Source organism: Citrobacter sp. Colony219, from assembly GCF_019382635.1.
Lineage (GTDB): Bacteria > Pseudomonadota > Gammaproteobacteria > Enterobacterales > Enterobacteriaceae > Citrobacter > Citrobacter youngae.
This window is the reverse complement of sequence record NZ_CP080033.1, coordinates 1,503,847-1,527,437: the sequence shown is the minus strand read 5'-3', so window position 1 is coordinate 1,527,437 and position 23,591 is coordinate 1,503,847. Positions and strand designations below refer to the sequence as shown.

The window sequence follows — 23,591 nt, the reverse complement described above, 5'->3', positions numbered from 1 at the left end:
AAAGGAACCAGGCTATAACAAGTCAGCCCCTGCTTTTCCAGACGCTGCTCGCCGCCCAGATCAAACAGGTTAATGATAAAGGCAGCATCGGTCACTTCGCCACCCAGACGGCGGATCAGCTTCACGGTCGCTTCAATCGTGCCGCCAGTTGCCAGAAGATCGTCCACTACCAGGACTTTATCACCCGGTTTGATGGCATCAACGTGGATTTCCAGCTGATCGGTGCCGTACTCCAGCTCATAGGTCTCAGCAATAACTTCACGCGGAAGCTTACGCGGTTTACGTACCGGAACAAAGCCGACGCCCAGCCCCAACGCTACCGGCGCGCCAAACAGGAAGCCACGCGCTTCGGTGCCAACCACTTTAGTGATACCCGCATCTTTATAGCGTTCAACCAGCAATTCAATGCTAAGGGCGTAGGCTTTCGGATCTTCCAGTAAACTGGTGACATCACGGAAAAGAATGCCCGGTTTTGGGTAATCGTGGATGCTTTTGATGCTATTTTTGAGAAACTCAAGCTGCTGTGCAGTCGCGGTCATAAGTTTGTGCCTGATTGATACAGTATTACTTCACGGCGCACTATACACTTCATCCTCGACGTATCTTGAATGATTTTGTGTCTATATTAGGGCCAGGGTTACACTTGGTTAACCTTTGACCATCTGCGCCTGTGCTCGAAAACGGTCGAATTTACTGGCTGCGAGAGACAATTGCAACAGCGATTATTGCGCTTTACTGCTTTTGTTGTTTTTCATCAATCACCGGGATCCGCCACATAAAAATCAGTAAACAGGCGAGAATAACCAGCAGCAGGCCGCGTACCCACATCATATTGACCAGCCAGAGGGAAATAGCAAACGTCACCAGGATCAACAAAATCGCGCGCGGCTTCGCCCCAGGCGGCATTGCGCGGTGTTTTTGCCAGTGACGCAGATACCCGCCGAACCACGAACGATACAGCAGCCAGTCGTGAAAACGCGGCGATGAGCGGGCAAAACACCAGGCGGCCAGCAGGATAAATGGCGTCGTGGGCAGCAACGGCAATACAACGCCCAGCGTGCCTAACACTACCGCTATCCAGCCAATGATGATTAGAATAATGCGTTGCATAATATCAGTACTTAACACAGAGAATCGCTACTTTAGCATAACAGTTCTCATTTTCATCGGAGTGTTGTCGTGAAAACCGTCATGCTGCTACAGACGCTTGAAAACCAGCTTAACCGCCTGCGGCAGCAGTGTGCTCCGTTGGCGCATCACGCCACGCTGAGCGCCCGCTTTGACAGGCATCTGTTTCACACGCGCAGCACGTTGCTGCAGGCCTGTCTGGATGAAGCTGAAGATAATCTCGCCGCCTTGCGCCGTGCAGTCGAACAGCAACAACTACCACAAATTAGCTGGCTGGCGGAACACCTTGCCTCACAGTTAGAGGCGATTTCGCGTGAAACCGCCAGTTGGTCGCTCCGCGAGTGGGACAGCGCATCTCCAGGCCTGGCGCGCTGGCAGCGCAAGCGGGTTCAACACCAGGAGTTTGAACGCCGACTGGTGGAAATGACGCGTGAACGCAAAGAGCGTCTGGCTCAGGCTACCGGCTTTGCAGAACAGCAAAAACTGCATCGTGAAGTAGAAGCATTCGAGGCGCGGCTGGCGCGCTGCCGCCATGCTCTGGCAAGAATAGAAAACGTGCTGGCGCGTTTAACCCGTTAATCCCCGGAGAATTTATGTCATTAGAGAACGCCCCGGACGAGGTCAAACTGGCCGTCGATTTGATTGTTTTACTTGAGGAAAACCAGGTTGCACCTGAAACCGTACTGAAGGCGCTGGAGATTGTTAAACGGGATTACGAAAAGAAACTGCTCTCTTTATCTAAAAAAGAGCTGTAACTGAAAACCTGATGGCGTTTCAATTATCAGGCCTACGAATGAATCGAAGCTCGCAGGCCTGATGATTTTTTCTACTAACCTACTGAAGGCGTCGGATCGTCACCTTTAATGATGTCACGCTTAACCTCGGTTACGCTGTCGCCCTTCGCGTTGTGCAGGTGCACTTCGAGCTGGTTAAAGGCAATATCAATGTCGTTTTCACGGCACAAACGATCGACCGCACGGTTAAGTTCATCAACCGTATGGCTACGATCGCGTAGTTCGCGCACGTATAAACGCAGCTCATGATCCAGCGTGCTGGCGCCGAAGGCGGTAAAGAACACCGCAGGCTCCGGATCGTGCATTACTTTCGGGTGCTCCATCGCCGCCTGCAGCAGCACTTTCTTCACTTTGTCCAGATCCGAACCATAGGCCACGCCAATGCGGATCACCAGACGCGTGGTGGTATCGGAGAGCGACCAGTTGATCAAACGCTCCGTCACGAATGCTTTGTTCGGGATGATCACCTCTTTGCGATCGAAGTCGGTAATGGTGGTAGCACGAATTCGGATCTTGCTGACCGTACCGGAGAACGTACCAATGGTAACCGTATCGCCAATACGCACCGGGCGTTCAAACAGAATAATCAGGCCGGAAACAAAGTTACCGAAAATTTCCTGCAAGCCAAAACCCAAACCAACCGACAGAGCGGCGGCCAGCCATTGCAGTTTATCCCACGAGACACCGAGCGATCCGAAGACCGTCATTGCGCCGATGGCGATGATCGCGTAGTTGAGGATCGTGGTGATCGCGTACGATGCCCCCTGGCGCATTTTGAGTCGCGACAGCACCAGCACTTCCAGCAGGCCGGGTAAGTTGCGGATCAACGCCCACGCCACCATCGAGGCAATAATGGCAAACAACAGGCTACCCATGGTGACGTCTTTCACCACTGCCGCACCCGCTTCGGTGCCGTTGTAATGCCAGAGCGTAATGCTATCGAGATAGCTGAACACGGTGATCAGATCAGACCAAATGGCCCAGAACAGAACACCAAACAGAGCCACCATCACCAGCATGGTGATACGCAGCGTTTGCTGGTTTACCTGCTCCAGCGCGATGGTCGGCTCTTCCTGCGGCTCTGCGCCCTCCGCCCCTTCTTTCACCAGGTTCTGACGACGCGCCAGCGCGCGACGCCAGGCGATACGACGCGCCGCGACGCTTAATCCACGCAGCACGGTCTGGTACAGTAGGTTCCAGAGAATGACCAGATAAACCGTTTCAATCCAGCGTCCCGCCAGGCGCAGCGTGGTGTAGAAATAGCCGGTTGCCGTCAGCACCATTAATGCTATCGGGATAATCGACAGCACGGTAATCGTCACCAGACGCAGACCATGCGACTCTTTATCGCGCCAGCTTTCGCGGCACATGGGCCATACCAGGAAGGCGATCAGCAGCAGGTTGAGTAAAATGACCACCTGACCCAGCACATCGTCCATCAGGTTGAGCGGCGACAGCTCAGCAATAACCGACCAGAAGTTTAACGGCAACAGCGCGAGGCTGATGCGCACAATCTGGCGACGCCAGTGGCTGGTCTGTTTCGCAGGCATACCAAAATGACGAATCGCCACGCCATCTTTTTCCAGCACCTTCCAGCACAGACCAAACACCAGCCAGAAGACGGTCATCTTCTTGCTGAACGCCCACAGCAGGTCGCTGATATTCAACTGCATAGTCAACAGAATCAGACCTACCGCGAGGATAATCAGGCACGCCGGCAAGGCTCTGATGAGATCGATCAGAATCGCTTTTGGCGTGTTGAGCTGACTGTCATTACGCAGGTTACCTACCGCGGCGGCTAATTTCGCCTGGTACTCTTTCAACCATTTAAGACGCCAGCGGATGAGCCCGGCAATGAGCAGCAGCGGCAATCCCGCCAGAAACGCAATAAACACTGCGGGCCACGCTTTTTCCCAGTTCACCGTGATTTTCATCGACTTAAACTGGTCTTTAAGCGTTTGCGGGAAAGCTTTGATCCAGTCCCAGTCCATCGGACGGTTACTGTTAACCCAGAAAATCTGCTGCGTGAGGATCCCTTTCAGGTTTTTCGACACGCTCATTAATTGCTGCTGATTAATTTGCAGATTAATCGCCATCATCAGTTGGTTGCCCAGTTGCTTATTGAGCTGATCCAACAGTTCACGGCGCATATCCACAACCTGCAGTAAGGCATCATGGACTTCGCCGTTAACTTCGTTGCTGTGCCCTTCTTCCAGTTTGGCGACAAACGCATCATTCTGGAACAGCGCGTCACGCTGCTGGTTGACTTCGAACTGCTCCAGACGCAAGTCGGCGATCCGGTTGGTCATATCGGCAAGTTCATCCGCCGACGGCAGCGTTTGTTGTTGCTGATACAGAATACGCGACAGCAGCAGACTGCCTTTCAGAACGGCGATTTGTTCTTTGATGTTACGTTCGGATTGCAGCGCGCGGTCAAGCCAGTTTTTGACTTTGATATTTTGCTGCATCAGGCTGTTGCCGTTTTCAGTCGCGGCAATCAGACGCTGGCTGAGCTGATGGTTAATATCAAGTTCTTGCTTAACTAGCGGGTTGGTCTGGATACGGGCCGCTTCGTCTGGCGTTACCGCTTCCTGCGCCGTCTTTTCGGTTAGCGTCAGACGTTTGCTGTTCACCGCTTCCTGCAGCAACTGAAGCTGGTGTTCAAGACGATTCGTATTCGCCGTTACATAATCACGCTGTTTCTGCAAGGTATCCTGCAAAACAGTGTTGCCTTCCAGACTTTTACGCTGTTGATCGATCTGCGCGCTCAGCAACGCTTGCTGCGCCTGCAGCAACACCTGTTGGCTGGGGCGTAATGCCGCCTCACCCACATTAGTTCCATCCAGGCGATTACGGATTTGCTGCATTTGCTGTGATGCGGTGTACATCGCATTTTGCACGCGCTCTGGCTGAGTTTGCAGCGAGACCAACTGACTGTTGTAGGCTGCAAGGTCGTTTTGCGCGCTTTGCAGATCGTCCAGCACCTGGGCGACACGAGATTCAAGCTGGCGCAGAGAGAGCGTACTCAGCGTTTTCCGCGTTTCGTCATCATTATCGACATCGCTGAGCGAATTTAGCGCATCCGTTGCCTGGCGCATTTTCTCCGGCGCCTGGGCCACTTTCTGGCGAAGCTGTACGGTCTCATCTTTCACGCGATCGATTTTATCCAGCGTGGCGATGGTATCGATGAGATCCTGTTGGACCAGCTTATCCTGCGCGGAGAGATCTTTTTGTTTACTCAGCGTGTCTAACTGGCTCTGGATATCCGCTTTCGTCGGCAGTTCACCACTCTGTTGCGCCCGCGCAAATGCAGATGACTGGCAGGATAGCAATAGAATGAAGAAAAGAATGCTAATAGCAATTACATGCTGTGAACGTTTATAGAGCTGCAACATAGTCATGAGAATGAATGTTTCTGAACCGGGAAAGTGACCGGAAATAGTCAAGCGGCAAGAATATCACGGCTGTGACCAGCAGAATAGCAGGAGGCAAAATGACCAGGAGAATTCCTGGTAAAGAAATGGTAAGTTAGCGTGTCTCCCCTGTCTGCAAGCGTAAGGTTGGACAAAGCAGGCACATCTCCAGCAACACCGCCACGTAGTGGCGAGCCTCATTCTTCAGATCAAATGATTCGGGGGCAAATAACCAGTTCTCCATGATTCCGGAAATATAGCTACGCATTAACACCGCAACACGACGTGTGTTCAGGTTTTCCGGCAGCATGTTGACATCCATACAGTGGCGTAACGTTTTTTCTATACGGTCATAGTTTTCCAGGCACAGGCTACGTTCGACTAACTGAACTGATGCTATTTCCCCGACAAATTCGCATTTGTGGAATATAATCTCCATCAATAAACGTCGGCGTTCTTCTGTCACGGTAGTTTCAAGAACGTAAATTAAAATTTCTCTTAATACTGATAGTGGATCGTCGGGGAATTTTGCCTGATACTCAGTTTCTAACTCATCAATGTTAGGTTTTGCTAGCTCCCAGATTTCACTGAATAAATCCGACTTATTTTTGAAATGCCAATAGATAGCACCGCGCGTTACACCAGCGGCTTTTGCGATCTCCGCAAGCGAGGTGGATGATACCCCTTGCTGCGAAAACAAACGCAGAGCAACATCCAGAATGTGCTGCCGTGTTTCCTGTGCTTGTTGTTTGGTTTTTCGTGCCATATGTCAGTGAATTTACAGGCGTTAGATTTACATACATTTGTGAATGTATGTACCATAGCACGACGATAATATAAACGCAGCAATGGGTTTATGGGCTTTAAGCCATTGATCAATTTGAAATCGGACACTCGAGGTTTACATATGAACAAAAACAGAGGGTTAACGCCTCTGGCAGTCGTTCTGATGCTCTCAGGCAGCTTAGCGCTAACAGGATGTGACGACAAACAGGCCCAACAAGGGGGCCAGCAGATGCCAGAAGTTGGAGTTGTGACGCTCAAAACTGAACCTCTACAGATCACAACTGAACTCCCAGGTCGCACCAGTGCGTTTCGCATTGCGGAAGTTCGCCCTCAGGTCAGCGGTATTATCCTGAAGCGTAACTTTACCGAAGGCGGCGACATTGAAGCAGGTGTGTCTCTCTATCAGATTGATCCTGCTACTTACCAGGCCGCGTACGAAAGTGCGAAAGGCGATCTGGCCAAAGCACAAGCAGCGGCAAATATCGCTCAGCTGACGGTTAAACGTTATCAGAAACTGTTAGGTACAAAGTACATCAGTCAACAGGACTACGATAGCGCGCAGGCAGATGCACAACAGGCGAACGCTGCTGTTGTCGCTGCGAAAGCCGCAGTAGAAACCGCACGTATCAACCTGGCCTATACCAAAGTCACGTCGCCAATCAGCGGCCGCATTGGTAAGTCATCTGTTACTGAAGGCGCACTGGTGCAAAACGGTCAGGCGACCGCACTGGCGACCGTTCAGCAGTTGGATCCCATCTATGTCGATGTGACGCAGTCAAGTAACGATTTCCTGCGCCTGAAACAAGAGTTGGCCAATGGCACGCTGAAGCAAGAGAACGGTAAAGCAAAAGTCGAACTGGTTACCAGCGACGGTATTAAATTCCCGCAGTCCGGTACGCTGGAGTTTTCGGATGTGACGGTTGATCAAACCACTGGGTCAATTACGTTACGCGCAATCTTCCCGAACCCGGATCACACCCTACTGCCGGGCATGTTCGTCCGTGCGCGTCTGGAAGAAGGGACAAACCCAACGGCGTTACTGGTTCCACAGCAAGGCGTTACCCGCACACCGCGTGGCGATGCCAGTGCATTAGTTATCGGTGCTGATGACAAAGTTGAAACGCGTCAAATTGTGGCAGCACAAGCAATTGGCGACAAATGGTTAGTCACTGAAGGACTTAAGCCAGGCGACCGCGTGATTGTAAGTGGGCTGCAGAAAGTTCGTCCTGGCGCTCAGGTTAAAGCGCAGGAAGTCACCGCGGATAATAACCAGCCAGCCGCAAGCGGTAGCCAGCCTGAACAGTCCAAGTCTTAACTTAAACAGGAGCCGTTAAGACATGCCTAATTTCTTTATCGATCGCCCCATATTTGCGTGGGTGATCGCCATTATCATCATGTTGGCAGGGGGGCTCGCGATCCTCAAATTGCCGGTAGCGCAATATCCTACTATTGCACCTCCGGCAGTGACGATCTCCGCGACCTACCCTGGCGCTGATGCCAAAACAGTACAGGATACTGTTACGCAGGTTATCGAACAGAATATGAACGGTATCGATAACCTGATGTACATGTCCTCAAACAGTGACTCCACGGGTACGGTTCAGATCACCCTGACTTTCCAGTCAGGTACTGATGCTGACATTGCGCAGGTTCAGGTGCAGAACAAACTGCAGCTGGCAATGCCGCTGCTGCCGCAGGAAGTACAACAACAGGGCGTGAGCGTCGAGAAATCGTCCAGTAGCTTCCTGATGGTTGTCGGCGTCATCAACACCAACGGCACCATGACGCAGGAGGATATTTCCGACTACGTGGGCGCCAACATGAAGGATGCGATCAGCCGTACTTCAGGTGTGGGCGACGTGCAGCTGTTCGGTTCCCAGTACGCGATGCGTATCTGGATGGATCCGAATAAACTGAACAACTTCCAACTGACGCCAGTTGATGTGATCAGCGCCATTAAAGCGCAGAACGCCCAGGTTGCAGCCGGTCAGTTAGGCGGTACGCCGCCGGTGAAAGGCCAGCAGCTTAACGCGTCGATCATCGCGCAAACCCGTCTGACCTCCGCAGATGAGTTCGGCAAAATTCTGCTGAAAGTGAACCAGGATGGCTCTCAGGTACGTCTGCGTGACGTCGCGAAAGTCGAACTGGGTGGCGAGAACTACGACATCATTGCGAAGTTCAACGGCAAACCTGCGTCTGGTCTGGGTATCAAGCTGGCGACAGGCGCTAACGCCCTCGACACCGCGAACGCTATCCGCGAAGAGCTGAAGAAGATGGAACCCTTCTTCCCGTCAGGCCTGAAGATCGTTTACCCGTATGACACTACGCCATTCGTGAAAATCTCTATTCACGAAGTAGTGAAAACGCTGGCGGAAGCAATCATCCTCGTGTTCCTGGTCATGTATCTGTTCCTGCAGAACTTCCGCGCGACGTTGATTCCGACTATCGCCGTGCCGGTGGTGCTATTGGGTACGTTTGCCGTCCTTGCGATTTTCGGCTTCTCGATAAACACGTTGACGATGTTCGGGATGGTGCTCGCCATCGGCCTGTTGGTGGATGACGCCATCGTTGTGGTCGAGAACGTTGAACGTGTCATGGCCGAAGAAGGGCTACCACCGAAAGAAGCAACGCGTAAATCAATGGGCCAGATTCAGGGCGCATTGGTGGGTATCGCGATGGTACTGTCAGCGGTATTTATCCCAATGGCCTTCTTCGGGGGTTCTACCGGTGCGATTTACCGTCAGTTCTCCATCACCATTGTTTCCGCAATGGCGTTGTCTGTACTGGTCGCGTTGATTCTGACCCCTGCCCTGTGTGCAACAATGCTTAAACCGATTGCTAAAGGCGATCACGGTGAAGGCAAAACGGGCTTCTTCGGTTGGTTCAACCGCATGTTCGATAAGAGCACGCACCACTATACCGACAGCGTAGGCGGTATTCTGCGCAGCACCGGTCGTTATCTGGCGCTGTATCTGATCATCGTCGTGGGCATGGCCTATCTGTTCGTTCGTCTGCCAAGTTCGTTCTTGCCGGATGAAGACCAGGGGGTATTCCTGTCAATGGCTCAGCTGCCAGCGGGTGCAACGCAAGAGCGTACCCAGAAGGTGCTGGACGAAATGACGGATTACTATCTGACTAAAGAAAAAGCGAACGTTGAATCGGTGTTTGCCGTTAACGGCTTCGGCTTTGCGGGTCGTGGTCAGAACACCGGTATCGCGTTCGTCTCGTTGAAAGACTGGAGTGAACGTCCGGGCGAAGAGAACAAAGTTGAGGCCATTACTCAACGTGCGATGGGTGCATTCTCGCAGATTAAAGACGCCATGGTATTCGCCTTTAACCTGCCAGCAATCGTAGAACTGGGCACCGCGACGGGTTTCGACTTCCAGTTGATTGACCAGGCTGGTCTGGGCCATGAAAAATTGACTCAGGCGCGTAACCAACTGTTTGGTGAAGTCGCGAAACATCCAGATCTGTTGGTAGGCGTACGTCCTAACGGTCTGGAAGATACTCCGCAATTCAAGATCGATATCGATCAGGAAAAAGCGCAGGCTCTGGGTGTTTCCATTAGTGACATTAATACAACGCTGGGCGCTGCATGGGGCGGAAGCTACGTTAACGACTTCATCGACCGTGGTCGTGTGAAGAAAGTTTACGTCATGTCTGAAGCCAAATACCGTATGTTGCCGGAAGATATTGGAAACTGGTATGTCCGCGGTAGCGATGGACAAATGGTGCCGTTCTCTGCGTTCTCTTCCTCACGTTGGGAATATGGTTCTCCGCGTCTGGAACGCTATAACGGTCTGCCTTCCATGGAAATCCTGGGCCAGGCCGCACCGGGTAAAAGTACCGGTGAAGCGATGGCAATGATGGAGCAACTGGCCAGCAAACTGCCATCCGGTATCGGCTATGACTGGACGGGCATGTCCTACCAGGAACGGCTGTCCGGTAACCAGGCACCTGCCCTGTATGCGATTTCACTGATCGTCGTCTTCCTGTGTCTGGCGGCATTGTACGAGAGCTGGTCAATTCCGTTCTCCGTTATGCTGGTCGTTCCACTGGGGGTTATCGGTGCGCTGCTGGCGGCAACATTCCGTGGTTTGACCAACGACGTTTACTTCCAGGTGGGCCTGCTCACAACCATTGGGTTGTCGGCGAAGAACGCGATATTGATCGTCGAATTCGCCAAAGACTTGATGGATAAAGAAGGTAAAGGCCTGGTAGAAGCGACGCTGGACGCAGTTCGTATGCGTTTACGTCCGATTCTGATGACATCGTTAGCCTTTATCCTCGGCGTAATGCCACTGGTTATCAGCTCCGGTGCAGGGAGTGGCGCGCAGAACGCCGTCGGTACTGGCGTAATGGGCGGGATGGTCACAGCAACCGTATTGGCTATCTTCTTTGTTCCGGTGTTCTTTGTGGTGGTCCGCCGCCGCTTTAGCCGCAAGAACGAAGATGTTGAACATAGCCACTCAGTTGAGCATCATTGATACATTCCTAAAGATAAGGCCGCGCAAGCGGCCTTTTTTCTGGAAAAAAATCATAAAAAGCGCTTATTGCGATTTCGTTTATTTTCTCTTGTTTAAATAAGCGATATAATCCTTGTGAGTCTAAAGGCTATTCTTAAAAAGCGTCATGAACCCTTATTTACTTAAATAAATATTAAGACTATTCCTAGTTTTCGTTCACAGAGTCGGTTGTCGCCTTTCGTTGCTAAACCTAAACAAGATAACGTGATGATTGGCCGAGAATAAAGAAGTTGTTCCATTTCGAATACCGGCATTTATCTGTTAAAATGTAAAAATGGGACTGCATCATAATTTTGCATAATTGTAATTTTTCGTGATATGACGATGAAATCTTTTTTAGAGTAGATTATAGTTAAATCATCAGGAGTCACGGGCAAGTTCCAGGTCGTTTGTTGTATCCATCCCGAAAGGTGTTCGGTTAGTCTAAACCACTAAGAAGGGGATGCGTTATGGATGAATACTCACCGAAAAGACATGATATCGCGCAGCTTAAATTTCTCTGCGAAACCCTGTATCATGACTGTCTTGCAAACCTTGAACAAAGCAATCATGGTTGGGTAAATGACCCTACCTCTGCAACCAGCTTGCAGCTCAATGAACTGATAGAGCATATTGCAACCTTCGCACTTAATTATAAAATTAAGTACAATGAGGACAATAAGCTGATCGCGCAGATTGATGAATACCTGGATGACACTTTTATGTTGTTCAGTAGTTATGGTATTAATACGCAGGATCTACAGAAATGGCGGAAGTCAGGTAATCGACTGTTTCGCTGTTTTGTCAATGCCACCAGGGCTAATCCTGTCAGTTTGTCTTGTTAAAAATTATTACAATCATAGGTAAGAGTTATGTCCGATAAACCATTAACTAAAACAGATTATTTGATGCGCCTGCGACGCTGTCAAACAATTGACACGCTTGAACGTGTTATTGAGAAAAATAAATATGAATTGTCTGACAATGAACTGGCTGTATTTTACTCAGCCGCCGATCATCGTCTTGCTGAATTGACAATGAATAAGCTCTACGACAAGATCCCAACATCTGTTTGGAAATTTATTCGTTAATTGCTCATGAGGTTAAGTCAGGTATCGCGAAACATTTGTTTGTCTGGCTGACCATTTCCCGCACCAACTACCATTATTTAATTCAAATCACGTGATTGCGATCACAGTGAGAGAACGGGAACGTTCCCCTTCCCTGCATTGCGTTTTACTGTACTGTGACTGCCTATCAGCAAACGGGAAAGTTCGTAATGAGTGAAGATAAGAAAAAGATGATCGCCGGCGAATTGTATCGCCCGGCAGATGAAACGTTGCGCAACGACCGTCTCCGCGCACGCCTACTCATCCACCGATACAATGCCACCGCACCCGATGCGCAGAGTGAACGTCAGGCTATCCTGCGCGATCTGTTGGGGCAAAGCGAAGGCGCTTACATTGAGCCCTCTTTTCGTTGCGACTACGGGTATAACATTTATCTCGGCAAAGCGTTTTACGCCAACTTCGACTGCGTCATGCTTGATGTCTGCCCAATCCACATCGGTGATAACTGTATGTTGGCACCGGGAGTCCATATCTATACGGCAACTCATCCACTGGACGCTAACGAACGCAATAGCGGGGTTGAACTAGGGAAACCTGTAACCATCGGGAATAATGTCTGGATCGGTGGTCGCGCAGTCATAAATCCGGGGGTAACACTGGGCGACAATGTGGTTGTGGCGTCAGGCGCAGTGGTGACGAAAAGCGTTCCGGCAAACACCGTCGTCGGAGGCAATCCGGCACGGATCATCAAAACACTGTGATCTGACATGTAACTGTTATGCTAAATTGTGGTTAATCTGTTACTTTTCTCAGACAGTATCCCCTTTTAAAATGGGCTGATCCCTCCTGACTATTGCAGACTTCACGAAGGCAAGAGATGACAGAAATACAACGCCTGCTTACCGAAACCATCGATGACTTAAATATTCGCGAAAAGCGCGACAACAAACCGCGCTTTAGCATCAGCTTTATTCGTAAACATCCAGGGCTATTTATCGGCATGTATGTTGCGTTTTTTGCCACACTGGCGGTTATGCTGCAATCAGAAACGCTGGTCGATTCGGTATGGCTGTTGGTTGTACTGTTCGCCTTACTCAACGCCTTTTTCTTTTTTGACGTTGCGCCACGTTACCGTTTTGAAGACATTGACGTACTGGATTTCAGAGTCTGCTATAACGGTGAATGGTACAACACACGCTTTGTGCCACCCTCGCTGATCGACACTATTCTGCACTCTCCCCAAGTCGACAGTGAGCATAAGGCCCAACTGCAAAAAATGATAACGCGGAAAGGCGAACTGTCATTTTATGATGTCTTCACACTAACCCGCGCGCAGGCTAGTCAGTAATCACGCCCTGTCACAAACAAAAAAAGTGCGTCCCACGAGGGGAACGCACTTCAGTCCCTGTAATGCTGGCGAAGTGACTAACGTCTTTTTTTACGGCCCTGTACCGCTTTAAACCGCGGATTCGTTTTGCAGATGACGTACAAACGCCCTTTGCGTTTGACTATCTGGCAGTCAGGGTGCCGCTGCTTTGCGCTGCGAAGTGAATTGAGTACCTGCATTTTAACCTCGCTTAGCGCCAATGAAGTGGCCGAAACGTTTCTGGAAACGAGCCGCGCTGCCTTCATTATCGAAGGTTTTCTGTTTACCGGTATAGTACGGATGTGACTTAGACGAGATATCAAGCGTTACGTACGGGTACATTTGGCCCTCGAACTCAATCTCTCGTTCGGTTTTAATCGTCGAACCGACCTTAAAGTATTCATTGGCACTGGTATCGTGAAACACCACTGGGCGATAAAAAGGGTGGATATCCGGTTTCATGGCAATCTCAATTTGTTACGTTATAACATACCAAACAAAATACACCACTCTTGTACGAATCACAACCCGATTTACGTTGTGGGTTACTAAACGGGGTGATAAGTGGCCGTAAATATATGATGCCAATCGAATAGCTTTTTCGGCTTTCAGATATACTTTCCCTATGCTGTGTAAATAAGGATATCACCGTGACAACACGACATCTGATTGGCCTGGTGACGGGAATACTGGTTCTGTCCATCCTCGTACCGGTGTGTTTAAGCCTGTGGCTGGCACATCGTCAGGTCGAAACGAAATTTATCGATGAACTTGATTCATTTTCTACCCGCGTCGCTTTGCGTACAGAACGCGTCGGCGAGCAGGCCAAAAAAGCGCTACGCAAAATAGAAGCCTTCCAGGGTGTGCCCTGCTCAGAGGAACATTTGCTGGAAATGCGCCGGTTGTCATACAGCTACCGTTATATTCAGGAAGTGATGTACCTCAAAGGCAATGTTCCACAATGTTCCTCCCTTGAGAAAAGGAGCCTGGCTGCTGCGTTTCCGCCACCAATGAAAATGACACCTGATGGCTATCGCGCCTGGTTAACTTCGCAAAACGACCTCGGAATACAACGTTTTATGGCGGCGCTCGGCAGCGAACATTATGTCGTGATGATCGATCCGGGATCGTTCATTGATGTCATTCCATTTGGTTCATGGCCTATCGAAGTCGCCATTGTGGGTACAGTAAGCAACGTCGTGGTGGCCAGTAGTGCCGATCTCCCTTCAGACGTGTTACATCATCTGCAAAAAGACCGTTCTATCAGCCATTTTCAAAAAGAGGGCAGTATTTATAATTCTCGCCCTTTCCCCGAACTGGGCATCACTATCGTAAGCTGGGCGTCGACATTACCTTTGCAAAAATCCTGGCACCGACAGGCGCTGATCTGGCTCCCGGCAGGGCTCATTATTGGCCTGCTCACCGCCCTCTTTATCCTGCGTATTTTGCGCCGCTTGCAGTCCCCCCATCACCAATTGCAAGATGCCATTCAGAACCGGGCTATCAAGGTCCATTACCAGCCCATTATTTCGCTCAAAACAGGAAAGGTCGTGGGTGCGGAAGCACTGGCCCGCTGGCGACAAGCTGACGGTAGCTATCTCTCACCCGATATTTTTATCCCGCTGGCCGAAGAAACCGGCCTGACAGAACCACTCACACGTTTGATTATTGAAAACGTCTTCGAGGATCTAGGTAAATGGCTGCATCAACATCCTCAACAGCATATATCACTCAACCTTGAGTCGGCCGATTTGAAGTCCGAAACGCTTCCGGCGCTGCTAAGCCGCATGGTTAACCACTGGCAACTAAAACCCGCACAAATTGCCCTGGAACTGACTGAACGCGAATTTGCCGACCCGAAAAACAGCGCGCCGTTTATTGCTAAATACCGTCAGGCGGGTCACTCAATCTATATTGATGACTTTGGTACCGGTTATTCCAGTCTGAGCTATTTGCAGGATCTGGATGTAGACATCCTGAAGATAGACAAATCGTTCGTCGATGCGCTGGAATACAATAACGTCACGCCACATATTATCGAGATAGCCAAAACGCTGAAGCTGGAAATGGTGGCAGAAGGCATCGAGACTGAGAACCAGGAAAGCTGGCTACGTCAACATGGCGTGCAGTATGGTCAGGGCTGGTTGTACAGCAAAGCACTGCCAAAGGCGGAATTTATTCTGTGGGCGGAAAAACGACTTTAGCATGGCACTGGCGTGTATTGAGATGGCTGGCGGCACGCCGCACAGCCAGTCATGTCACTCTTCCATAATGGGCGAGAATCCACCGTAGATCATTCGCTTGCCATCAAATGGCATAGATTCACCAAACTCCTTCATACGGGGATCGGACATCATCTTCTGGTTCGCCGCATCGCGGACTTCTTTGGAAGGGTATTCAATCCAGCTGAATACCACTTCTTCATGATCCTGCGCTTTCACCGCCATACGAAAATCGGTCAACTTACCGTCGGGAACATCATCAGCCCAACACTCCACAACGCGCAGTGCACCGAATTCCTTGAAAAGCGGCGCAGCCTTTGCCGCCATCGCGATATATGCCTCCTTGTTTTCGGCAGGAACGGCAACAACAAAACCATCAACATACTTCATCAGATAAACCTCCGAAGTGTACTGCGCGGCAAGCCGATTCCAGCCGCGTCAGTCGAGGTTAAGTTTAGTCGTCAGCAGGCAATCACGCCGTAGGCTCATTCCGAACACAAATACGTGACTGCGGCAGATGACGAAACCACGGCAGGCAAATCTGAATTAACGGTCCAATAGCTAACGCATACAGTACCGTTCCAACACCCACGGTTCCGCCAAGAAGCCAACCGCTGAGCAAAACCGACACCTCGATTGCGGTCCGGATAGTCCGTACAGACCAACCAGTACGCGCATGAATGCCGGTCATCAAGCCGTCACGTGGGCCCGCACCAAAACCGGCGCCAATGTACAGACTGGTGGCTAACGCGTTCAGGATCACCGCCGCAACCAGCAGTCCACTGCGCGTCAGTAGCGATTCGAATCCTGGGATCACCGCCAGCGCGGCATCTGCCGCCAAACCAATCATAATGACATTGCTGAGAGTGCCAAATCCGGGGCGCTGGCGCAGTGGTATCCATGCCAGCAGGACCAGTACACCCACGGCGATGATCACCAGGCCGATATTCATCGATAATAGATTTGCCACGCCCAGATGAAATACGTTCCACGGATCAGCCCCTAAATCTGCACGGACAAACATCGCCGTCGAAACGCCGTACAGCGCCAGTCCAACATACAGCTGAAGTAAACGACGCAGCATAATTTTCTCCTCGCCTCTCAGATAGCTTTCATCTTCACCGCAATTGGCACTATGATTAATGTCCAGTTTTCAAAAAGTGGACTGCTATGTCATCTCGCCGTTACGGAAGTCAATCTTTGCAGCGCCTGCTAGGGCACTGGCAGGAAAGCCCCTCGCGAACGCCTATCTGGCGACAACTGGCGGAAGCGTTACGTCTGCTGATCCTGGATGGTCGACTGGCACTGGATAGTCGCTTGCCCGGCGAACGCGAGCTCGCTGCCGTTCTGGAAGTGAGCCGAACCACCGTCGCCAGCGCCATGGCGCAACTGCGTGAAGAGGGATATCTGGAAAGCCGTCATGGAAGCGGCTCACGGGTGATCCTGCCGGAACACATTCGTCATGTGCCTACGCGAACCAGTACCGGCACAGCGTTGGATTTGTCCACAGCGGCCCTCAGCGCCGGGCCCGAAATTCATCAGGCTTACCAACAAGCATTATTTGCGATGCCGCAGCATTTGCTGAGCTCCGGGTATCTGCCGCAGGGACTGGCGGTTTTGCGTGAATCCATCGCCCGGCATTATTGCGAACGTGGATTACCCACACAGTCGGATGAAATAATGGTCGTGAACGGCGCGGTCAGCGGCCTGGCGTTGATCCTGCGTTTACTCACCGGTCCCGGCGATCGCGTAGTGGTCGATCACCCCACGTATCCGCTGGCGATTGCAGCAATACAAGGGGCATCATGTCGCCCCGTCGGCGTTTCGCTGCCTGAGCACGGTTGGGATACAGCGGGTCTGGTTGCCACCCTCGCGCAAACAGCCCCGAGAATGGCCTATCTGATGCCGGACTTTCACAACCCGACCGGGCGCTGTATGGACGCCGAAACTCGCCAGGTTGTGGCGGATATTGCGGAAAGAACCTGCACCACGCTGGTGGTCGATGAGACCATGGTGAACCTGTGGTATGACGCCCCGCCTCCGCCTCCACTTGCTGCATTCAATCGCGATGCGCCGGTGATCCTGCTGGGATCGGCAGGGAAAAGCTTCTGGGGAGGTCTGCGTCTGGGATGGATTCGGGCCTCGTCACGTACTATTGCCGCGCTGGTACAGACTCGCGACACATTTGATTTAGGATCACCAGTGCTTGAACAGCTTGCCACGGGTTGGTTGCTGGACAATGCGGCCGATTTTCTTCCCGACAGACGGCAATTGCTCACCACCCGGCGCGATCTGTGCCATGACCTGATGAAGACACATTTCCCGGAGTGGCAGTTTACTCAACCACAGGGGGGACTCTCTTTCTGGGTTGAATTACCCGATACGCTGGCAACACTCTTTGCCACCCGTGCCGAAAGTGCAGGTATTCAGTTGGGTACCGGGACGCGCTTCGGCCTGGATGGCGCATTCGATCGCTTTTTGCGTATGCCCTTTGCTCTGCCCGATGACACAATGCGCTCGGCTTTCCGGACGTTGCAACCCATTTGGGATAATCTGCGTTTACAGGCAAGTCACGGGAAAATGCGCAAAATAATCTAAGCGACGAGTCAAAAGACTCGTCCTGGAATACCGTGATGGACGAGGATGTCTGGGCATTATTACCGCTGAGGAGGAACCGGGAACCCCTTCAGGGAAATCACAAAATTCTCGCCGTCTTTCTTAATTTTCGCCCCGGCATCGCACCAGTCAGAAGCAATACGGAAAAACTCATCGCTACCGACATTCCAGCTCAGACGAACATGTTTCACATAACCGGAACGTAGCAATTCACAGGCTTCGCCATAATTACAGGCGGTTGAGAGCGGTTGTTGTTTCATTTTTTCTTCTTCAGTAATCTGCGCAATGCTTTGATTTCTTTAGGAGTCAGTGCTTCAACCACGGATTCTTCCGTATGCTGGCTATCAATATCATCAGCGGAGACTCCCGCCTCTTCAATGGCGGAAAACGCGATAAGTAGCAATTTTTCCGTCGAGATACTTAGGTTCTCATTATTCACTTCAGCGTAGTGACGCAGCTTTTCTTTTAGCGCCTCATCAATTTTGACATTCAATACAGCGGTCGACATCGTAGAAAATCCTTGTGGTCAGCCAAAACACACCGGATGTAAGACCATGTCGTTACAGCGCGATGGCAGCGGCAAAAGCATCAAATAACATCCCCGAAACACATTGACAGCATTTGATGACAATAAAATGACAATACGATGACAAAGAAAAGAAGATGAGAAGAATTGAGATTGCCGGACGGCAGAATTGGGTGGGGGCCCTGCCAGCTACATCCCGGCACACACGTCATCTGCCCTGGCTGCTTCCTTCCGGACCTGACCTGGTGAACAGAGTAGCGTTGCGGGAGAACCAACAGAGCCCCCATTGAGAGCGTTGTCAACCAACGCGCAGGCGCATTATCACTGCTGCACCCGGTAATTGCAACCCATCCAGCACCGGATGCTGTTTTCTTGTGCAATGAAGCTTCACTACCTCGTCATTCGGGATTATGCTGGAGGATTAGCGCAGGAAAAAACGATGGATATACAAGACTCTTTCCCTCAACGCGTCTGGCAAATCGTTGCCTCAATCCCCGAAGGATTCGTCACCACCTATGGCGATGTCGCCAGGCTTGCTGGCTCACCGCGTGCTGCTCGCCAGGTAGGCGGCGTGCTTAAGCGTCTCCCCGAAGGCAGCACTTTGCCCTGGCATCGGGTGGTTAATCGTCATGGTGCCATTTCGCTTACAGGTCCAGACCTACAACGACAGCGTCAGGCGTTGCTGGCGGAAGGTATTGTGGTTTCAGGGAGTGGACAAATCGATTTACAGCGCTATCGCTGGGTGTACTAACCCCCTCCGGATGGAGAGGGTTAGAATGCCCTTAGTACTGTGTCGGGGCAGGAACGGCGGAAGACGGATTCACCTGTGTGGGTGACGTTGACGGTACCGTTGTCGCGGCACCACCACTCGCCTGTACTGGAACAGCCGTCTGCTGGACCGGGACCAGGGTCAGGTCGGCTTTAGTCCCCCCCTGATTGATCACCGTCTGGACGGTATCAGTAATAAAGACCAGTTTATCATTCACCGTAATCGCCGCACTCAGCAGAATACGGGCGTTCGGCTGAATATCTGCCGGGTTAAACGGGAGTACGAAGCTGAATGGTGCTTGTTTACCCTCGGTACGTACAACTTTTTGCGACAGCACTTTTGACGGTGCATCGGCAAGCGATGCATCTGACAGTGTTACGGTCAGCACGGCATCCGGCGGTAAGGCAACTTTCTGGCGGATCCATACCGTACCAGACACATTCGGCTGTTGAATTTTTGACTGTGTGTCAGCAATTGACGTATTAGGGCTTGGCGCAGGTGTCTGAATATCCGCGCTTTTATCAGCACAGGCCGCCAGAGCGACCGCAACCGCTAAACCACTTACCATGTGCACGAGTTTCATTAAATTCTCCTTATCATCTATGCACCAGCGAGAACTTTCCTCGCCAGAAGAGTGGTTAACAAAAACATAACGTGACTAAGTGTGGCACAAGACAGCTGGTTTTGCCTGTAATCGGCCAGTAATTCAGACAATTGCACCCATCGGACCACTTTCAAAATTGCGTTATACTCTGCCTACCTCGCTGCGAGAACGCTATTACCTGGAGAGCACGTATGAGTCTGGCACTGAAAAATTTGCTGACATTGTTAAATCTGGAAAAAATTGAAGAAGGACTCTTTCGGGGCCAAAGTGAAGACTTAGGGTTACGTCAGGTTTTTGGGGGGCAGGTTGTCGGTCAGGCGCTGTATGCCGCAAAAGAAACCGTACCGGAAGAGCGCCTGGTGCACTCCTTTCACAGCTACTTTTTACGTCCGGGCGATAGCCAAAAGCCCATCATCTATGATGTCGAAGTGCTGCGTGATGGTAACAGCTTCAGCGCCCGCCGCGTTGCCGCGATCCAGAATGGGAAACCCATTTTTTATATGACTGCCTCTTTCCAGGCACCAGAAGATGGGTTTGAGCATCAAAAAGAGATGCCGGCAGCGCCTGGCCCTGAAGAGCTTAAATCAGAAACTGAGATCGCCCGTTCGGTCGCTCACCTGCTGCCGCCGCTGTTGAAAGAAAAATTTATCAACGACCGCCCGCTGGAAGTACGTCCGGTGGAATTTCATAATCCGTTAAAAGGTCACGTTGCCAACCCGACTCGCCAGGTGTGGATCCGCGCTAACGGCACGCTGCAGGACGATCTACGCGTCCATCAGTATCTGCTGGGTTATGCTTCAGACCTGAACTTCCTGCCCGTTGCTTTACAACCGTATGGCATTGGTTTTCTGGAAAAAGGGATTCAGATCGCTACGATCGACCATTCTATGTGGTTCCATCGTCCTTTTAATATCAATGAGTGGCTGCTGTATAACGTCGAGAGTACTTCGGCCTCCGGCGCACGGGGCTTTGTTCGCGGGGAGTTTTATACGCAGGACGGCGTGCTGGTTGCTTCTACCGTGCAGGAAGGGGTAATGCGTAATCGTAATTGAGAATTACCGGATGGTGACGCAAAAGCGTTGCCATCCGGCAGATTGAAACATCAAGCGTTGTAAGCGTTCTCGCCGTGGCTGTTCACATCCAGACCTTCGCGTTCCTGCTCTTCCGGTACACGCAGCCCCACCGTCATATCCGCCAGCTTATAGCCAATGAAGGCCACCACGCCGGACCAGACGATGGTGATCGCCACGCTTTCCAGTTGTACCAGCAACTGATGCCCCATGGTAACGCCTTCGGCAAAGCCTACGCCGCCCAGAGAGCTGGCCGCGAAAACGCCGGTCAGGATGCAGCCGACAATGCCGCACACACCGTGAACACCGAAGACATCACACGGGTCATCAACGCGCAGAAAGCGCTTCAGCATGGTTACGCCCCACAGGCCAGCCAGCCCCGCAGCGACACCGATAATCAGCGCGCCGCCGACACCGATATAGCCACAGGCAGGTGTCACGCCTACCAGACCGGCAATGGCGCCAGAACACGCGCCCAGCAGGGACGGTTTGCCACGCAGCGCCCATTCACCGAAGATCCAGCCGAGAATGGCGGCCGCGGTTGCAACAACGGTATTGACGAAGGCCAGCGCAGCAATTTCATTCGCCATACCCGCGGAGCCAGCGTTAAAGCCAAACCAACCGATATAGAGAATAGCCGTGCCGGTAAAGACCATTGGCAGGTTATGTGGCTTAAACGCTTCTTTGCCAAAACCGACGCGTTTACCAATCAGATAAGCCCCAACTAGGCCGGCAATCGCAGCGTTGATATGTACTACCGTACCGCCAGCAAAATCCAGCGCACCGTGAGTAGCCAGCAAACCGCCGCCCCAGACCATGTGTGCAATAGGGATGTAGGACAGCGTCAGCCATACCACTACAAAAATCAGCACCGCAGAGAACCGGATGCGCTCAGCCAGTGCACCGACAATAAGCCCAACGGTAATGCAAGCGAAAGACCCCTGAAAAGCAACGTGAATGTACTGGTAGAAGCTCCCCGTGACCGCCGTCAGTGCAATATTCTTCAGCATGACCCAGTTGAAGTTACCGAAGAAATTATTTCCTTCGCCAAAGGCCAGTGAGTAGCCATAAACCACCCATAAAATACAAACCAGAGCGAATGTCACCGTAACCTGGGTCAGCATCGACAACACGTTCTTACCGCGAATCAAACCGCCGTAGAACAACGCAATGCCAGGGATAGTCATAAACAGCACCAGCGCGGTACAGATCATCATAAAAGCGTTATCCGCTTTATCTGCAACCGCCGGTGCCGCCATCGCCAGACCCGGCAGTAGCGCCAGTGAAGCAATACCTGTTTTCATCGTTGCTATCTTCATTTTTTGGTTTCCTATCACTGTGTGCCAGACGTTACAGTGCGGCTTCGTCGGCTTCGCCGGTACGAATACGAATCACACGTTGCAGCTCGGCGACGAAGATTTTGCCGTCGCCAATTTTTCCGGTGTATGCCGCTTTACTGATGACATCAATCACGCCATCCAGTTGGTCGTCGGCAATCGCCACATCAATCTTCACCTTTGGCAGAAAATTGACGCTATATTCAGCCCCACGGTACAGCTCAGCATGACCTTTCTGTCGGCCAAAGCCCTTCACTTCGGTGACGGTCAGCCCCTGAATACCAATAGACGACAATGCTTCACGGACGTCTTCCAGTTTGAACGGTTTGATTACCACGGTAACCAGCTTCATAGATCCCCTCCAGTCAGAATTCAGTAGTGGCTGCAGATACACCAAATGAATATTGCAAGGGATGTGCCAGGAATGAAAAACGCGGGATGATTCAGCCGCACGGGGTACGGCCAGGAGAGAAAAAGAAAAAATGCACTATAACGGTGCATAGTGCGTTACATTTTTGCACCAGATTGTTGATTGCCGGATGGCGGCGAAAACGCTTTCTCAGGCCTACGAAACCACACTGGCTGTAGGCCTGAGAAACGCAGCGCCATCAGGCGATTGCCGAATCTTCGTTTACGCTAGCCGCCAGCTCTTCGCCCGCCAACTGCAGTTGATACATTTGCCAGTAGCGGCCCTGTGCGGCAAGCAGTTGCTGGTGCGTGCCGCGTTCAACGGCCTGTCCCCGGTGCAGTACCAGAATAGTGTCAGCATCGACAATAGTGGATAACCGATGCGCAATCACCACCAGCGTGGTGTGCTCACGCACCGCTGCCAACGCCTGCTGAATAGCCTGTTCAGTACCGGAGTCAATGCTGGCCGTCGCTTCGTCCAAAATCAGCACCTGCGGCGTTTCGACCAGCACGCGCGCCAGCGCCAGCAGCTGTTTCTGCCCAACTGATAGATTATTGCCCTGCTCGCCCAGTCGGGTATGAATACCCTCGCTCAGACCCCGCGCCAGCTCGGCCAGCTGTACGGTTTCCAGCGCCTGCCACACCCGTTCTTCTGAGATATCACGACCCAGCGTGACGTTTGCCAGGAAGGTATCCGCCATCACCACCGGATCCTGTTGCACCATCGCCACGCCCTGGCGTAACACACTGTGGCTCAGTGAAGACAGCGGTCGTCCGTCAAGGCGGATTTCGCCCTGCGTCAACGGGTAGTAACCCATCAGCAGACTGGCCAGCGTGCTCTTGCCACTACCGGTATGCCCGACCAACGCCACAAAACTGCGCGATGGCACGGACAGGCTGATGTTTTGCAGCACCAGATTATCATCACGATAGGCAAAAGAGACGTTATCAACCTCAATGTCACCGCTTTTCAGGGG

At 51.7% G+C, this 23,591-nt stretch carries 26 protein-coding genes and 1 other RNA gene; 12 read left to right on the top strand and 15 right to left on the bottom strand.

Annotation, left to right across the window (positions count from 1 at the left end; all coding sequences use genetic code 11):
- The coding region (gene apt / locus JTI85_RS06550; protein ID WP_219352288.1) for an adenine phosphoribosyltransferase at positions 1-539 on the bottom strand (539 nt) is incomplete at its 3' end.
- 193 nt (positions 540-732) lie between these two features.
- Entirely contained in the window at positions 733-1,110 is a 378-nt protein-coding gene (locus tag JTI85_RS06545; protein ID WP_003847534.1) for a DUF454 family protein, read from the bottom strand.
- 69 nt (positions 1,111-1,179) lie between these two features.
- Here JTI85_RS06545 and priC point away from each other — a divergent pair, with 69 nt between their 5' ends.
- Together priC and rsmS are read left to right on the top strand one after the other, a co-directional pair.
- A complete protein-coding gene (priC, locus tag JTI85_RS06540) occupies positions 1,180-1,707 on the top strand; it encodes a primosomal replication protein N'' (protein ID WP_219352286.1) in 528 nt (175 codons plus the stop codon).
- A gap of 14 nt (positions 1,708-1,721) precedes the next feature.
- Positions 1,722-1,883, top strand: a complete 162-nt coding sequence (rsmS, locus tag JTI85_RS06535) for a pleiotropic regulatory protein RsmS (RefSeq protein ID WP_071887323.1) — start codon at positions 1,722-1,724, stop codon at positions 1,881-1,883.
- A 74-nt stretch (positions 1,884-1,957) separates the two neighbouring features.
- Here the strand turns inward: rsmS and mscK are convergent, their stop codons facing one another.
- Complete coding sequence (mscK, locus tag JTI85_RS06530) at positions 1,958-5,323, bottom strand: mechanosensitive channel MscK (RefSeq protein ID WP_219352284.1); 3,366 nt, start codon at positions 5,321-5,323, stop codon at positions 1,958-1,960.
- Positions 5,324-5,450: 127 nt separating this feature from the next.
- The gene (acrR, locus tag JTI85_RS06525; protein ID WP_048212409.1) at positions 5,451-6,101 is read right to left on the bottom strand and encodes a multidrug efflux transporter transcriptional repressor AcrR; all 651 of its coding nucleotides are present in this window, start codon (positions 6,099-6,101) and stop codon (positions 5,451-5,453) included.
- A 141-nt stretch (positions 6,102-6,242) separates the two neighbouring features.
- On the opposite strand from acrR, the gene acrA reads away from it, so the two are divergent.
- From acrA to JTI85_RS06495, 6 genes are all read left to right on the top strand, one after another.
- Positions 6,243-7,436, top strand: a complete 1,194-nt coding sequence (acrA, locus tag JTI85_RS06520; protein WP_048212410.1) for a multidrug efflux RND transporter periplasmic adaptor subunit AcrA — start codon at positions 6,243-6,245, stop codon at positions 7,434-7,436.
- Positions 7,437-7,458: 22 nt separating this feature from the next.
- Positions 7,459-10,608: an efflux RND transporter permease AcrB gene (gene acrB / locus JTI85_RS06515; protein WP_048212411.1), complete on the top strand. Its 3,150-nt coding sequence runs from the start codon at positions 7,459-7,461 to the stop codon at positions 10,606-10,608.
- Between the two features lie 488 nt (positions 10,609-11,096).
- Entirely contained in the window at positions 11,097-11,471 is a 375-nt protein-coding gene (gene tomB / locus JTI85_RS06510; protein ID WP_003021733.1) for an Hha toxicity modulator TomB, read from the top strand.
- Positions 11,472-11,498: 27 nt separating this feature from the next.
- Positions 11,499-11,717, top strand: a complete 219-nt coding sequence (locus JTI85_RS06505; RefSeq protein WP_002892050.1) for an HHA domain-containing protein — start codon at positions 11,499-11,501, stop codon at positions 11,715-11,717.
- 188 nt (positions 11,718-11,905) lie between these two features.
- Entirely contained in the window at positions 11,906-12,457 is a 552-nt protein-coding gene (maa, locus tag JTI85_RS06500) for a maltose O-acetyltransferase (RefSeq protein ID WP_115600829.1), read from the top strand.
- Positions 12,458-12,573: 116 nt separating this feature from the next.
- The gene (locus JTI85_RS06495; protein ID WP_040232692.1) at positions 12,574-13,044 is read left to right on the top strand and encodes a YlaC family protein; all 471 of its coding nucleotides are present in this window, start codon (positions 12,574-12,576) and stop codon (positions 13,042-13,044) included.
- Positions 13,045-13,121: 77 nt separating this feature from the next.
- Here JTI85_RS06495 and ykgO read toward each other — a convergent pair whose 3' ends face one another.
- Together ykgO and JTI85_RS06485 are read right to left on the bottom strand one after the other, a co-directional pair.
- Positions 13,122-13,262 (bottom strand): type B 50S ribosomal protein L36, encoded by a 141-nt coding sequence (gene ykgO, locus JTI85_RS06490; protein WP_005125190.1) that lies wholly within the window; start codon positions 13,260-13,262, stop codon positions 13,122-13,124.
- A gap of 1 nt (position 13,263) precedes the next feature.
- Positions 13,264-13,524, bottom strand: a complete 261-nt coding sequence (locus tag JTI85_RS06485) for a type B 50S ribosomal protein L31 (protein ID WP_124021513.1) — start codon at positions 13,522-13,524, stop codon at positions 13,264-13,266.
- Between the two features lie 188 nt (positions 13,525-13,712).
- Here JTI85_RS06485 and JTI85_RS06480 point away from each other — a divergent pair, with 188 nt between their 5' ends.
- Entirely contained in the window at positions 13,713-15,266 is a 1,554-nt protein-coding gene (locus JTI85_RS06480; protein WP_048212413.1) for an EAL domain-containing protein, read from the top strand.
- A 54-nt stretch (positions 15,267-15,320) separates the two neighbouring features.
- Here the strand turns inward: JTI85_RS06480 and JTI85_RS06475 are convergent, their stop codons facing one another.
- Together JTI85_RS06475 and JTI85_RS06470 are read right to left on the bottom strand one after the other, a co-directional pair.
- Positions 15,321-15,674 (bottom strand): DUF1428 domain-containing protein, encoded by a 354-nt coding sequence (locus JTI85_RS06475; protein ID WP_061067436.1) that lies wholly within the window; start codon positions 15,672-15,674, stop codon positions 15,321-15,323.
- 82 nt (positions 15,675-15,756) lie between these two features.
- Entirely contained in the window at positions 15,757-16,368 is a 612-nt protein-coding gene (locus JTI85_RS06470; protein ID WP_061067435.1) for a YitT family protein, read from the bottom strand.
- Positions 16,369-16,454: 86 nt separating this feature from the next.
- Here JTI85_RS06470 and JTI85_RS06465 point away from each other — a divergent pair, with 86 nt between their 5' ends.
- Positions 16,455-17,882: a PLP-dependent aminotransferase family protein gene (locus JTI85_RS06465; RefSeq protein WP_061067434.1), complete on the top strand. Its 1,428-nt coding sequence runs from the start codon at positions 16,455-16,457 to the stop codon at positions 17,880-17,882.
- A 59-nt stretch (positions 17,883-17,941) separates the two neighbouring features.
- Here the strand turns inward: JTI85_RS06465 and JTI85_RS06460 are convergent, their stop codons facing one another.
- The 3 genes from JTI85_RS06460 to ffs all read right to left on the bottom strand — a co-directional run bounded on the left by JTI85_RS06460 (position 17,942) and on the right by ffs (position 18,703).
- Positions 17,942-18,160 (bottom strand): hypothetical protein, encoded by a 219-nt coding sequence (locus JTI85_RS06460; RefSeq protein ID WP_005125184.1) that lies wholly within the window; start codon positions 18,158-18,160, stop codon positions 17,942-17,944.
- Entirely contained in the window at positions 18,157-18,408 is a 252-nt protein-coding gene (locus JTI85_RS06455) for a hypothetical protein (protein ID WP_048212417.1), read from the bottom strand. The genes JTI85_RS06460 and JTI85_RS06455 overlap by 4 nt, the downstream gene beginning before the upstream one ends.
- 198 nt (positions 18,409-18,606) lie before the next feature.
- An RNA gene (ffs, locus tag JTI85_RS06450) (signal recognition particle sRNA small type) lies at positions 18,607-18,703 on the bottom strand.
- Between the two features lie 84 nt (positions 18,704-18,787).
- Here ffs and JTI85_RS06445 point away from each other — a divergent pair.
- Positions 18,788-19,177, top strand: a complete 390-nt coding sequence (locus JTI85_RS06445) for an MGMT family protein (protein ID WP_086523608.1) — start codon at positions 18,788-18,790, stop codon at positions 19,175-19,177.
- A gap of 31 nt (positions 19,178-19,208) precedes the next feature.
- Here the strand turns inward: JTI85_RS06445 and JTI85_RS06440 are convergent, their stop codons facing one another.
- Positions 19,209-19,778 (bottom strand): YbaY family lipoprotein, encoded by a 570-nt coding sequence (locus tag JTI85_RS06440; RefSeq protein ID WP_048212418.1) that lies wholly within the window; start codon positions 19,776-19,778, stop codon positions 19,209-19,211.
- A gap of 212 nt (positions 19,779-19,990) precedes the next feature.
- Between JTI85_RS06440 and tesB the strand changes: the two genes are divergently transcribed.
- On the top strand, positions 19,991-20,851 hold the full coding sequence (gene tesB / locus JTI85_RS06435; protein ID WP_061067433.1) for an acyl-CoA thioesterase II: 861 nt from the start codon (positions 19,991-19,993) through the stop codon (positions 20,849-20,851).
- Positions 20,852-20,901: 50 nt separating this feature from the next.
- Here the strand turns inward: tesB and amtB are convergent, their stop codons facing one another.
- From amtB to JTI85_RS21310, 3 genes are all read right to left on the bottom strand, one after another.
- Positions 20,902-22,188: an ammonium transporter AmtB gene (amtB, locus tag JTI85_RS06430; RefSeq protein WP_048212419.1), complete on the bottom strand. Its 1,287-nt coding sequence runs from the start codon at positions 22,186-22,188 to the stop codon at positions 20,902-20,904.
- 31 nt (positions 22,189-22,219) lie between these two features.
- Positions 22,220-22,558 (bottom strand): P-II family nitrogen regulator, encoded by a 339-nt coding sequence (gene glnK, locus JTI85_RS06425; RefSeq protein WP_003021657.1) that lies wholly within the window; start codon positions 22,556-22,558, stop codon positions 22,220-22,222.
- A gap of 256 nt (positions 22,559-22,814) precedes the next feature.
- Positions 22,815-23,591: ATP-binding cassette domain-containing protein (locus JTI85_RS21310; protein WP_255575464.1), on the bottom strand; the 777-nt coding region annotated here is incomplete at its 5' end.